The organism is Periweissella cryptocerci, from assembly GCF_004358325.1.
Lineage (GTDB): Bacteria > Bacillota > Bacilli > Lactobacillales > Lactobacillaceae > Periweissella > Periweissella cryptocerci.
The window spans coordinates 1,386,743-1,399,974 of the sequence record NZ_CP037940.1 but is presented as its reverse complement, the minus strand read 5'-3'; the positions used below and the strand labels follow the sequence as shown (position 1 = coordinate 1,399,974).

General features: G+C 39.7%; 12 protein-coding genes. All 12 read left to right on the top strand.

Annotated elements, in window-relative coordinates; all coding sequences use genetic code 11:
* The first annotated feature begins 48 nt into the window (after positions 1-48).
* Complete coding sequence (locus tag EQG49_RS06375; RefSeq protein WP_133363186.1) at positions 49-735, top strand: hypothetical protein; 687 nt, start codon at positions 49-51, stop codon at positions 733-735.
* A gap of 64 nt (positions 736-799) precedes the next feature.
* A complete protein-coding gene (locus EQG49_RS06370; protein ID WP_133363185.1) occupies positions 800-1,498 on the top strand; it encodes a hypothetical protein in 699 nt (232 codons plus the stop codon).
* Positions 1,499-1,519: 21 nt separating this feature from the next.
* A complete protein-coding gene (locus EQG49_RS06365) occupies positions 1,520-2,887 on the top strand; it encodes an FAD-dependent oxidoreductase (RefSeq protein ID WP_133363184.1) in 1,368 nt (455 codons plus the stop codon).
* Between the two features lie 47 nt (positions 2,888-2,934).
* Entirely contained in the window at positions 2,935-4,365 is a 1,431-nt protein-coding gene (locus tag EQG49_RS06360) for an FAD-dependent oxidoreductase (RefSeq protein WP_133363183.1), read from the top strand.
* A gap of 74 nt (positions 4,366-4,439) precedes the next feature.
* Positions 4,440-5,141 carry a hypothetical protein gene (locus EQG49_RS06355; RefSeq protein WP_133363182.1) on the top strand — a complete coding sequence of 234 codons (702 nt, stop codon included), beginning with the start codon at positions 4,440-4,442 and terminating at the stop codon, positions 5,139-5,141.
* Positions 5,142-5,189: 48 nt separating this feature from the next.
* Entirely contained in the window at positions 5,190-6,620 is a 1,431-nt protein-coding gene (locus tag EQG49_RS06350) for an FAD-dependent oxidoreductase (RefSeq protein WP_165964806.1), read from the top strand.
* A gap of 21 nt (positions 6,621-6,641) precedes the next feature.
* Positions 6,642-8,003 (top strand): FAD-dependent oxidoreductase, encoded by a 1,362-nt coding sequence (locus EQG49_RS06345; RefSeq protein WP_133363180.1) that lies wholly within the window; start codon positions 6,642-6,644, stop codon positions 8,001-8,003.
* Entirely contained in the window at positions 8,004-8,684 is a 681-nt protein-coding gene (locus EQG49_RS06340) for a hypothetical protein (protein WP_133363179.1), read from the top strand.
* Positions 8,685-8,693: 9 nt separating this feature from the next.
* Positions 8,694-9,674, top strand: a complete 981-nt coding sequence (locus EQG49_RS06335; protein ID WP_133363178.1) for a DMT family transporter — start codon at positions 8,694-8,696, stop codon at positions 9,672-9,674.
* 41 nt (positions 9,675-9,715) lie between these two features.
* Positions 9,716-10,645 carry a DMT family transporter gene (locus EQG49_RS06330; protein WP_133363177.1) on the top strand — a complete coding sequence of 310 codons (930 nt, stop codon included), beginning with the start codon at positions 9,716-9,718 and terminating at the stop codon, positions 10,643-10,645.
* 215 nt (positions 10,646-10,860) lie between these two features.
* Positions 10,861-12,384: a ClC family H(+)/Cl(-) exchange transporter gene (locus tag EQG49_RS06325; protein ID WP_133363176.1), complete on the top strand. Its 1,524-nt coding sequence runs from the start codon at positions 10,861-10,863 to the stop codon at positions 12,382-12,384.
* Between the two features lie 136 nt (positions 12,385-12,520).
* A complete protein-coding gene (locus tag EQG49_RS06320) occupies positions 12,521-13,225 on the top strand; it encodes a class A sortase (protein WP_133363175.1) in 705 nt (234 codons plus the stop codon).
* Positions 13,226-13,232 lie beyond the last annotated feature (7 nt).

Genomic DNA, 13,232 nt, shown 5'->3' with positions numbered 1-13,232 from the left:
ATAGCTGAAAAATGTTTAGGCATTTAGCTGATGGAGAACGGTGGTGCCATGAAAAACGCAGATGAAAATGGTTTAAGAGAGGCCAGTACGGCTCTGAATTTAGTTGCGGAACTTGAAGATAAAGTTTTGATGCGTGATGGAATTTTTGATGAACAAGAGAAAAGCGATCAGAGTGTTTTGAATACCTTAGTTATTGTATGTGCAATCGTAATTGGGTTGCTTGCGACGTTCATGACACATCGGGCAATCTCAAGCAATCATGAATTAGTAAGCGCTGCTAATGAATTAAAGGTATTAGCAATTGTTCTTCTTGGAGGAACAGTCGTAGCTTATCTTGCCTTGCGCTTTATCTTTCATAGTGTCGTGAAATTCTTTATGTACGTCTTTGCACGACCAGCAAGTAAAACGCGGATTCGCGGAATTCTAAACTTGCAAAATGAAATTGGCACGCGGGTTAATCAGATTGATGACGAATACAGTGATATTCCAAATGACGTATTAAGTTCGAGCTTAATGAGTCAAGTCAAAGTCTATCTCAAACGTCAAGACGCATTGGACTTGGAAGAAGCAATTTTCTTTACCCAATCTGGTAAGGAAAAAAATAAGTTGTACTACGAAGAAATCAATTCAATGGTGCAACGTGAAAAGAACTTAATGCAGACACTAGATTTTGATAGTGAAACTGAAGAAGAGAAAGGAATTCGCATTTTAGAGTTGCTCCGAAAGAATGAATAATTTTTCCGCGATGAGCGCGCGCCTGTAAACATATTAAAAGGATTAGTTTTAAAGAGGATATTAGATGGATGCAATGAATAATGCTCAAATTGAAAATGGTGTTAAAGTACAAATCAAAAAGTTGGTAGCAATTCAAACAACGCTATTAGAAATTGAGTTATTAGTAAAAATAAGAAAAGACACGTTACAGAAGCAAAAAAAACATGAACGTAACTTTGGTTTCTTAGTTAATTTTATTAGTGCGGCGATTACATTACTGGGTGTGCTGTTAATTTATTTCTTAGATATTAGTCAAATTGCATCAGTGCGGACGGTGCTCTTAGTGTTAGTGGTGATTGAATTAGTCGGCATGATGGTTTTCAATTCAATTGGTCGGGCAGCAATTCCGCGTTTGATTTTACAAGCGGAAAAGCTTACGAAAAGGCCAACTTACCTGCACTACGTTAATGAAATCATTAACATCCAAGAACAAATTGGTGAAAAAATCACTAACCAAGCATTTAAAACTGGCATTGAACAAATTGATTTAAAATATCGTTCACCAGAATATATTTCACAATTAATTGTTTATCTGCGAACCAAACAAGCAACTGACTTGGAGGAAGCGGTTTACATTATGAAAAACGATTTACAGTTAAGTTCACGTTACTATCAATCAAACAGTTCACTGTATGAACATGAAATGTACTTGATAAACGAACTGAACTTAGGGGAATTGAGTCAAGATGACAAAATTGCAAAAATAATGAATATGAAATTTTAAATAATATGAGGTGATATTACAGTGAAAGTCATTGTGATTGGAAGCACGTTTGCTGGAACATACGCAGTCCAAGAATTGCTCAGCATGCACCCCGATGCAGAGGTTACGATTTACGAAAAAGAAGCTACGATGTCATTTGTTAGTAGTGGAATCGCCCTTTACCTCAATGGTGAAGTTAACGAATTAGATAACTTGTATGAAGTTAAGCCAAAATCATTATTTGATCTTGGTGTCGATATTCACTTGAATACAAACGTGACTAATATTGACCCAACCACCAAAACGATTCGCGCTCGCTCATTAGAGACTGGCGAAGAAATTGAAGATTCATACGACAAACTACTATTTACGCCGGGTTCATTTCCAATCATGCCGCCAATTCGTGGAATTGAAAACGAAAAAGTGATGCTCGCGCGTAACGCCTACGATGCCAAAATGTTGAGTGAGGCCTCAAATAGTGCCAAGTCATTAATTGTCGTGGGTGCTGGTTACATTGGGGTTGAAATTGCAGAAGCATTCAACAAAAAGGGTAGTGAAGTTACTATCATTCAAGGTTCTGGTCGAGTATTACGGAAATACCATGATGAATTATACTCGAACGAAATTATTACCGATTTTGAGCATAATGGCGTAAAGGTTATCTTGAGCGAAATTGTTGAAGGGTTTAAGGACACTGATGATGGTCGCTTACAAGTCACAACGAACAAAGGAACTTATGTCGCTGATCGTGCAATCGTCAGTGTTGGTTCCCGGGCTAGTTCACAATTATTACGCGGTAAAGTTGAATTAGGGCGGAATGGTGAAGTCCTAGTTGATAAATATATGCGTACTTCTAACCCCGACATTATGGCCGCAGGTGATGTGGCAACATCATTTAACAACCCGGCGAACAAAGATGTCTACATTCCGCTTGGCTCAACAGCCGTGCGTCAAGGAACGATTATGGGTATGAACGTGTACGAACCAATTGTGAAATACACGGGAACCCAAGCAAGTTCAGGAATTAAAATTTACGATGTATCGACAGTTACCACTGGTTTAACGATGGCTGCTGCCCGTAAAAATGGTTTGAATGCAGATGATATTACGGTCCAATCAACCCATCGGATTGTTGATAAGGATTGGCAAAAACTTGACGAAGCCGCGACTTTAACGGTGGTTTACGATAAGGATTCGAACTACATTCTTGGTGCGCAAATGCGAAGTCGTGCTGATATTTCCCAAACAATTAACACGATTTCAATTGCAATTCAAAAGAAGCTCACGATTCAAGAATTGGCAGTTGTTGATCAAGTAAGTCAAAGTACTGATCAATCATTCAACTTATTGAATTTAGCCGGTAAGTTTGCCGCTAATAAAATTCGCAAAAATACAATGAAAAAGCGTTAAACCGCACTACGGTAATAGTTCGGTAAAAGAAAGGAAAACCTATCTATATGGGGTTACTAAGTAAATTATTTAAATCTAGTACGACAAGTGATGAAATCGTAGTTATCGGTTTAAACGAGAGTAGTGCCGCAAGTATTTTCCAAATCTTGCAAGACTACCCTAAAGCTAAGATTACAGTTTACGAAGAACAATTAACGACTAATTTTAAAGTAGATGTACCAGATTTTGGGCACGTTGATGAATACGTTGAAGACAAAGACATAGTTGTGTTGTCTTCCAAGCGGATGACGGATATTAGCGATAGTATCAAGATTAACTACGGTGCTAAAGTTGAACGAATCGATACCAAAAACAACGTGGTTAAGGGAACTGTTCTTGGTACTGGTGAATCATTTGAAACGAAATACAATAAGTTGATTTACGCACTTCCAGCACAGCGCAGCATGCCTAAAATTGAAGGTGCCCAAAACAACAAGCGAATCTTAAATTTTCAAAGCCAATTGGATTTTACCCGGCTTGATAGTGATCTTGGGCGTTTTGAAAACAGTGCTCGACCATATGAAGACTTGAAGATTGCCGTGATTGGTAATGGATACGTGCTTGATGAATTGGCAGTTCGAAGCAAGAAGATGGGTGCTGATGTGACCTATGTTTCGCAATTGCACAGCGCAGTTAGCACGTATGATGATCAAAAATTCGTGGAACTACGATTGAACTTGTTACGCGACAATGACATCGAAGTTATCGTGGATAAGGATATTGCGAAATTCGACATCAAGGGTACGAAAGTTGCGATGACTTTGAATGATGGAGCCTTGGCAGAGTTTGATTATGTCTTTATTCAGACACAACTAGCACCGAATGTGACTTTACTCAAAAATGAAGTTGCATTAAGCCCAGACAATGCAATTATTGCTGATGAATATCGGCAAACTTCAGTTGACAATGTCTTTGCAATTGGAACATCAACGGTTTCTAAGAGTAATGTTGCCGGTGGTCAATATCCCTTGGCAACGCAGGACAATGTCATTCGCCAAGGTGAAGTTGCTGGTTTGAACATATATGAAAAAGTGATGCCAGAAATTGGAACTCAAGCTAGTGCTGGGGTTAACGTTTTTGGAACATCGTTTTTCCGAACAGGTGTGACCTTACGGGATGCCAAAAAGTTTGGTTTAGATGCTGATGAGGTTACCGTATCCGAATACTACCGTCCTGAATACATGAATAGTAACGAAAAAGTGATGGTCAGCTTGGTGTATAACCAAGAATCACATGAGATTATTGGCGCTCAAATGATGAGTGGAATTGATGTTTCACAATCAATTAATGCCTTTTCAATTGCGATGCAAAAGAAGATGACCATTGAAGAATTCTCATTTGTCGATATGCTTTTCCAACCGCACTTTGATAAACCATTTAATTACCTGAACATGGTCGCGCAAGCGTCAATGAGTAAGGTTAATAATCACTGGAAATAGTTGAAATCGGTTAACGTTAGTTCACGGCTCACAGACAGTGGGGCAAAAAATTAACACTTGCGGAGGAAAAATAGATGAATGTTGATGAATTATTAAGCGAAATTAACGAACTTTCAAGCAAATTGGATAATTTGTTTGGCAAAGTTAAGTTACGGAATAAATTTTTCATTGAAGAATTAAATGCGGAAAAAGGGCTCGTAAGTTGGGTGGTGTTTACCATTGCCGGTGTACCAGCTTTGTTACTGGCTTTGCTAGTTTTCGCGATTTTGAATAACCGGGTGGATGCCGGTGTGATAGCTTTTGCGACATCAGTTGAAATCACAGCTGCCATCGCAGTCTTTGTCACTGCGGGAATCTACTTGATGCTGAATCATAAATTCAGTGATTTACTGATTTTCTTGATTCACAGTATTGCGGAAGGGCGTTACCACGTCCGGTTAAAGCAATTAGTCGCAATTCAAGAAGAAATAGATGAACTGTTACCTGAAATTGAAAAAAAGAGTTTGGAATTGCCTGCTGAAATTATGACGGTGCAAAATGTCGAACGGATTCAAACGTTTATCAAGCGGGAACAAGCATATTCAATTCATGATGCAGTTTTGATTTTACAAAATGAAATGAAAAGTGCTAACAACTACTATGATAACGATAACTTTTCGTTTGAAGCAGAACGTGAGTATTCAAAGGGCTTAGATTTGAAGCATACTAAGGAAATTGAAAAGACGTTAAAAGTTTTAGAAGCAGTTAATCCGTTGCAAGATACGCAACAGGGATAATGCATAACTCAGTCAAACATTTTTTAAGAGAAAGTAGGTATGGTATTAATGGGTTTATTTGGAAATTTATTCAAATCAAAAGAAAAGCAAAAGGTTGTTGTACTTGGGCTTAATGGTAGTAGTGCAGCAGCGCTCTCTAATATTATTTATGAATATCCCGATGTACAAATTGACGTGTATACCGCGGACGAAACAAAGCCTTTCGTTACGGCTGTCCCTGCTTACATGCACAAAGTAAAAGACGAATTTTCTGATGCGGATATTCGGTTTGTCACGGCAACTAATATTCAACAACTTTCAGAAAGCATTCACATTCATAACCACACATTGTTTGGTGGGTTAGATACGAATTCTAAACGTGTTACCATCCAAAACTTGGATGACGAAACTGAAGAATTGGTGACATACGATAAATTATTGTATGCCTTGCCAGCTGTTGTATCATTGCCTGATATTCCCGGAATCTTTTCACGTCGGATTTTACCATATCAAAATGCGGCTGATTTCTTGCAAATCGAAACTGACTTAAAGCGTTTGGAAAACAGTGGTCGGGCGTTTAAGGGCCTTAACATTGCGATCTTTGGTCAAGGATATGATACCGCTGAACTTGCTGTGCGGGCTAAGAACGGTGGCGCAAACGTTACTTATATTGCCGCTCGGAATAACGGTAAATTTGCTAATAATGAAAATATTTTCCGACAAAAGATGCTTGGTCGCTTGGAAGAATTTGGCGTGAAAGTTATTTTCGAACAAGATATTCGCAAGTTTGAAGAAGATGGTCTCAAAGTTAAAGTTAACTTTGAAAACGGCGAACAAGTCGTAGTCGATTATGTGTTTGCATTGTCAACGCCAGTACCTGATACCAAGTTATTACGGAACGTGATTGATTTAGGTAAGTCTGACGAAATCATCGTGAACGAATACCTTGAAACATCACAAGCTGATGTGTTGGCATCCGGTTCATCAACTGGGATTGGCTTTGCGATTTCACGGACTTTTGAATACTTACCAATGCAAAAGAAAGCAATCCGTCAAGGTGCCGTAGCTGGTTTGAACATGTTCAAACGAACGGCAGTAACCGCTGGTACGCAATCAAGTTCAGGGGTTAACGTGTTCGGGATGTCATTTTACCGGACTGGGATGTCAGTTGATGTTGCTGAAAACTTTGATATGAGTGCTGATTCAGTAACAATCACCGACCAATACCGACCAGAATACATGAAAACCAATGAAACGATTACGATTACGTTGGTTTATGATCGCCACGATCGTATTATCCTGGGAGCACAGTTGATGAGTATGATTGATATCGCTCAATCGGTAAATACGTTGACGATTGCGATTCAAAACCGGATGACGATTGATGAATTATCGTTTGTTGATATGTTGTTCCAACCAAACTTCGACCGTCCATTTAACTACTTGAACTTGGCGGCCCAAGCCGCGGTTGCTAAAGAAGCAAGTGTGTTCAATAACTAGCCAAATAGGAGGAACGTAATAATGAAAGTCATTGTTATTGGTAGTACTTTAGCGGGTACGTATGCAGTTCAACAAATTATGAATTCACACCCTGATACTGAAATCACCATCTATGAAAAAAATGATAATGTGTCATTTATTAATAGTGGGATTTCAATGTTTTTGGCCGGTGATGTTAATGAATTAACTGATTTATTCGAAGTTGAACCTAAAGCCTTAACGGATTTAGGGGTCACAATTAAATTGAAAACCCCAGTTTTAAAAGTTGATGCTGAAAATAAAACGATTCAAGCCCGTGATTTAAAAACTGGTGAAACAATTAAAGATACTTACGATAAGTTGATTGTTACCACGGGCTCATTCCCAATCTTGCCACCAATCAAGGGGATTGATAGTGAAAAAGTTATGTTGGCGCGGAGTTGGTATGATGCTAAGAAACTGGCCGATGTTTCCAAAGACGGTAACACGGTTGCGATTGTTGGGGCTGGTTATATCGGTGTCGAAATTGCCGAAGCATACAGCCGAATTGGTCACCAAGTAATCTTGTTCCAAGCCTCTGGTCAAGTTTTACGTAAGTACCACGATGTTGAGTATTCTGACGAAATCGTTAAGGATTTGGAACATAACAATGTCAAGGTGGTCTTAGAAGAAACGGTTACTGAATTCGAAGATGCTGGTGACAAAGTTATCGTTAAAACGAATAAGGGTGTTTACTCAGCGAACCACGCGATTGTGTCGGTTGGTTCGAGCCCTAGTTCACAATTATTGAACGGCATTGTTGACTTAGGTAAAAGTGGGGAAGTGTTGGTCGACGAATATATGCGAACTTCACACCCTGATATCTTAGCCGCTGGTGACGTTGCGTCATCATACGATAATCCAGCGCAACGTGAAGTGTACATTCCACTTGGTTCAACGGCCGTGCGTCAAGGAACTATCTTAGGAATGAACATCATCGAAAATCGGATGAAGTATATCGGAACGCAAGCAAGTTCTGGTTTGCAATTGTATGGGGTAACTACGGTTACAACTGGTTTGACGAAAACCAACGCAATTAAGAACGGAATTGATGCTGAAAAAGTTGTGATGCGCACGGTATATCCATTGACAACTGAAGAAGGTACAACCGATGAAGATGTCTTGATTACATTAACTTATCGTAAAGACAACCAACGAATTATTGGTGGTCAAATGCGGAGTCGTGCCGATGTTTCACAAACTGTTAACACCCTGTCAGTAGCAATTCAAAACAACATGACGCTTGGCGATTTAGCCTATGTCGATCAATTGCTTGAAAGCTCTGACCGACCATTTAATATTCTGAATTTTGCGGCACAATTTGCGTTAAATAATGAAGTGAATAGTAATAGCAAGGGGAAATAAATGGCGTTTTTAGTTGATGAGATGTATCTCGGTGAAGATTCGGAGACTAAACAGCAAATTTCTGAGCTACAAAGTATCTTGTCAGACCTGCAGACGATTGAACATTTAATCGAACGTCGCGGTAGGGCTAATAGAAATGCGCACATATTAGAACGACTTTTCATCCATAAAATGAATCTATATCTGGCGATTTATGTATTCGTAATGTTTGGACTTCTGTTTTTCATGTTCTTTCAAGGGTTAAGTTTGTATTTATATCTAATAGCATTTGGTTTAATCGGAATTATCTTAGTGTTGATTATTCTGTTTAACACCGTATTTAAAGAAAGAATATCAACACTAATGGTTGGCTACGAGAAAATGTTCCGGCGCCACGATTACCTCGATGTTCTGGCACTAACTGAAACAATTCAGCGTCAAGTCGATGCGGCGTTTGAAGATGAACGGTTTATCAAACGAATCAGTGTGATCCCGATGAGATTCCGTGAGTCTGAATACATTTCAACTTTATTAGTTTATATGCGTAATTTACAAGCTTTCAGCATCGAACACGCTGTCAAAATTTTGATAACTGATGTTGATCGGAGCGGGGTTTATTACGATAAAAGCTTATCGTTTTTCGATGAAGAAATGAAAAATACACAACGTCGCCGCCAAAGAAACTCAAAAATTATATATTAGGGGAACTACATGCTTATTACGTCACTTATGACGGGTTTGATTGCAGGTGTCTTACTTGCTAATCAGATTCCAATTAATTCTCACTTACAAAAATCGGTGGTTTCACCATTTAAAACAGTTATTATCGCATATTCAGTTGGGGTGGTCTTCTTGATATTCCTCCTCTCAATCGCGGGACAAAACTTGTTCGTCAGCAGCACTGTTTTTAGCCATCAACCACTTTGGCTTTGGACCGGTGGTTTGCTTGGTGCCGTATACCAAACAACGAACGTGGTCGTTTTCCGTAAAATCGGGGCCGTCCAAACCGTTGTCTTACCAGTCTTTGGTCAAGTGCTTGTAAGTACGGCCATTGACACCTTTGGTTGGTTTAACAGCCCGGTTGTTAAATTAACTGGCATCCACTTGATTGGCTTGTTCATTTTGATTGCGGGTTTAATTATCGCAGTTGGGGTGTCAAAACAATCAGAATTCGAAAAAACAACTGTTGCCAAGATTTTAGATGGTGACGGTACATTGACCGCTGAACGCCGTGGCGTTTGGCAAGTGACGCTTTACCGAATCGCTTCAATTTTCGGTGGGGTGTCATTTGGTTTACAACAAGCCGTGAACGGTAAGATGGGTGCAGCTGTGGGTTCACCATTGCAAGCATCACTTATCTCATACGGTATTAGTGCGATTGGCTTAATTGTGGTCGTATTGATTGTTGAACGTAGTGTTTTACCTTCAAAAGAAACATTCAAGCTTTCAAAAATTTCACCTTGGACATTCTTGGGTGGAGTTTTCGGTAGTTTAGCCGTGGTTGCTAATATTAGTAACGTGCCACACATTGGCGCCGGTCGTAACATTTTGTTGGTTATCATTGGCCAATTTGTTAGTGCACTTGTTATTCAGTACTTTGGATTGTGGAGCTCAATTAAAAAGCGCGTTATGGTACCCCAATATATGGGTGTAGCAATGATGGCACTGGGAGTTTTCTTCCTCAAATTTTGATTAATTGTCTTAAAAGAAGTATAGGGAAAATGTAGAATTTTATGATTAACTTATCATTGGGTGTCGTAGCTGGATTCTTGTATGCGACACAAACAGGGATCAATGCAGACTTGCGTAAATCTGTGGGATCACCGGTACGGGCTGCTTTAGTTGCTTATGTTATTGGTATGATTGTTATGATGTTACTCACCGTCATTACGGGGAGTTCAATCGTAATTAGTCATAAAATGTTTTTTTCAAGTCCGTGGTGGTTATTCACGGGTGGAATATTTGGTTCAATTTATCAAGTATCAAATATTTTTCTTTTTAAAAAAATTGGCGCAATTAAAGTTGTTATTTTACCAATCATGGGACAACTGGTCTTTAGCTCAATTATTGGTCAATTTGGTTGGCTTGGAGCGGCGACATATCAGCTATCATTCATTCGTGTAATTGGATTTGCAGTATTGGCCTTTGGCTGGTATGTCGCAATTGTCCTCGTTCAGCGGGATGAAGATGGCGTAAAAGTTCAAGCAAAGAGTCAACAAAACCTCGGCTGGGAAATCTGGTCGGTCTTATCTGGTGGTTTGTTCGCCGCACAACAAATAATTAATGGTCAATTAGGCCACGTTGTCGGTTCGCCCGTGAAGGCGGCCTACATTTCATTTTTGGTCAGTACCATATTGTTAGTTATTGTGGCTTTAGTAACAGAACGCAAGATTTTGCCAAACAAGGGAACCATTGCGCAAACTAAATGGTGGTCTTGGACGGGTGGCATTAGTGCCGGTCTAGTCATTGCTTTGGGTTCAGTTATTTCCCAAGCCGTGGGCGCAAGCTTAACTCTTACATTGATCTTTATGGGTCAATATCTTGGAAGTTCATTAATACAACAATTTGGATTATGGAGATCACCTAAAAATGCAGTGCTACCACTGCAAATTTACGGTTTTGTTGTCATATTAATGGGAGTAGTAATCATTCGCTTTTGGTAACAATTGTGAGTGAGTATTATGGATAATAATCGCCAGAACAATAGCTCGAAGTTGCATTCGAGCTATTTTAGTAATATTTTTAGCATTAATTTAGGGCTCTGGTAGCCTTATGTGTTCTTGTACTTTTGTTAGTGGTGAAGTAGAAGCTAACACATAAGGCTATCAGAGATGTATTAAAGATTTAGCAATAATACGTACAAAAGAAAAGGGTAAAGATGAAATTTGATAATTTACGGCTCATCGTGGTGGTTCGTGCGATGATCGTCGGCCTATTTGTCGGAATAGTGATTAGTCTATTCCGTTGGCTAGTTGAACACATTCGGAAAATTACCAATGTGATTTACCATTTAGCAGGACAAAATATTTTGATTTTGATTTTAACAATCATTGGAATGTTCATCCTGACGTGGGTAATCGCAAAGATTGTTGCACCGAATGAACGTGTAATGGGTTCGGGAATTCCTCAAGTTGAGGGACAATTACACGGTGAACTTGAAATGGAAGGCTGGTCAACTTTGTGGCGTAAGTTCATAGCGACGACGTTAACACTGGGGACTGGGGTTTTCCTTGGGCGTGAAGGGCCTTCAATTCAATTGGGGGCTTCAGTTGGTCAAGTTTTTGCGGAACAAATGGAATTAGATAAACGTGATTGGCGTTTGCTGATTGCGAGTGGTGCGGCGGCTGGGATTTCAGCAGCGTTTAGTGCACCAATTGCCGGCACAATGTTTGTACTGGAAGAAGTCTATCACAGTTTAGCGGTGACATTATGGATTAGTGCGTTGTCAGCATCATTAACGGCAGATTTGGTTTCACAACAAGCGTTTGGTTTGAAGCCAATCCTGTCAATTGTTAATGGCTCCAACGTGCCACCGGCATTTTACTGGTTAGTTGTTGTGCTTGGAATTATTGCTGGTTTTGCGGCTTTATTATTCCAAAAAGCAATTTTATGGCAACCAACTTTTTACAAGATTTTTAGCTGGATTCCTCGCAAGTATCAAGCAATCGTGCCATTCCTTTTGGTAATTCCAGTTGGGATTTTCTTCACCGATACACTTGGTGGTAGTAATGCGCTGATTGTCCAAATTACGGAACATACGCCTAATTTGAAAATTTTGCTGGGAATTTTGGTATTACGATTTGTCTTTACTTTGATTTCATATGGTTCTGGTTTATCAGGTGGTATTTTCTTCCCAATTTTGACGATTGGTTCGGTCTTTGGGGCCGCATTTGGGATGATTGCGGTGAAACTTGGTATTTTACCGGTAGAATATGTTTCTGATTTTGTGGTCTTTGCAATGGCGGGCTACTTCGCTGGGATTAGTAAGGCGCCGTTTACCGCGGTCTTGTTATTGACGGAAATGGTTGGTTCAATGTCACAACTGTTACCAATTGCCTTGGTAGCGTTGATTTCATACTTAACAGTTGATGCCTTTGGTGGTAAACCAATCTATGAAAGTTTGCTAGAACGGATGGTTGCGGGCGCGAAGAAAGTTACCGGCTTATATGGCCGTACTGATGAAATTCGCGTGACAATCAATCCAGGTGGCTTGCTCGAAGAAAATGCTGTACGGGATATTGAATGGCCTCATGGAACTTTGTTAACGCGAGTGAACCGTGGTCAAGACGAATTGGTCCCGGATGGTGATTTGATTTTGCACCATGGGGATGTCGTTACTTTAGTGATGGACAAGAGTTTGCGGAGTAATGCGACTCATGAAATCGCTGCGATTAATAATTAGATATGAACTACATTAATTTCTAGCAATCTACTATTTTTAAAGGGGAGTGGGCGCACGATTGCCTCACCTCTTTTTCTAAAATAGGCGATTAAAACGGTAGTAGACTCAATAGAAATTTGACTGAAGAAGGATTGATATGCGTAAGAAAATCATCAGCGTGATATTGGTTGTTTTGGCACTTGGAATAATTGTGGTTAGTTTGAATCCACGCCTCTATGTCGGACGGTATGCCCAACTAATCGCCCAATATAAAGTTAAGTCAAATACCAAGATTGTCCATGGAACAGTTAAAATACCGGTGCAATATGACGGTGTGAGTGATGTTAATTTAAAAAAGTTACGAGCTGATATGCAACGTAAGGAAGCGGTGGTATTACGGGGTTATGTTGCGATTCCTCAAGTTGGCATTGAAATGCCAATCTTTGAAGGGACTTCACCTAAGAGTTTGGCATTAGGTGCGGGCACGTTAAAGGCGGATGAAACCATGGGCCAACGTAATTATGCAATTGGTGCACATAATATGGCCGATAATCGCACGTATTTTAGTACCCTTCAGAATGAATTTTACGTTGGTAGCAAGATTTACGTTACTGACGGTGAAAAAATCTATATCTATCGTAGTACTACTAAGAAAATTGTTAGTGAATATCAGGTGAATGTTTTAGCTGATAAACCGAAACAGACAGCAACGATTACATTAGTGACCTGTTTTGAAGAACCACCGTATTACACAAACGCCACCAAGCGGGTCATTATCACAGGGAAGTTACTGACTCAGCGCAAAATTGATGCGCGTTATCTGCAAGCCCACGGGATTTTTAAAGTTTTGCAAAATAGCTAAGTCAGTG

Coding starts and splice junctions, on each gene's coding strand:
- EQG49_RS06375 (WP_133363186.1), top strand. CDS start 49: ATGAAAAACGCAGATGAAAATGGTTTAAGAGAGGCCAGTACGGCTCTG.
- EQG49_RS06370 (WP_133363185.1), top strand. CDS start 800: ATGGATGCAATGAATAATGCTCAAATTGAAAATGGTGTTAAAGTACAA.
- EQG49_RS06360 (WP_133363183.1), top strand. CDS start 2,935: ATGGGGTTACTAAGTAAATTATTTAAATCTAGTACGACAAGTGATGAA.
- EQG49_RS06355 (WP_133363182.1), top strand. CDS start 4,440: ATGAATGTTGATGAATTATTAAGCGAAATTAACGAACTTTCAAGCAAA.
- EQG49_RS06350 (WP_165964806.1), top strand. CDS start 5,190: ATGGGTTTATTTGGAAATTTATTCAAATCAAAAGAAAAGCAAAAGGTT.
- EQG49_RS06345 (WP_133363180.1), top strand. CDS start 6,642: ATGAAAGTCATTGTTATTGGTAGTACTTTAGCGGGTACGTATGCAGTT.
- EQG49_RS06340 (WP_133363179.1), top strand. CDS start 8,004: ATGGCGTTTTTAGTTGATGAGATGTATCTCGGTGAAGATTCGGAGACT.
- EQG49_RS06335 (WP_133363178.1), top strand. CDS start 8,694: ATGCTTATTACGTCACTTATGACGGGTTTGATTGCAGGTGTCTTACTT.
- EQG49_RS06330 (WP_133363177.1), top strand. CDS start 9,716: ATGATTAACTTATCATTGGGTGTCGTAGCTGGATTCTTGTATGCGACA.
- EQG49_RS06325 (WP_133363176.1), top strand. CDS start 10,861: ATGAAATTTGATAATTTACGGCTCATCGTGGTGGTTCGTGCGATGATC.
- EQG49_RS06320 (WP_133363175.1), top strand. CDS start 12,521: ATGCGTAAGAAAATCATCAGCGTGATATTGGTTGTTTTGGCACTTGGA.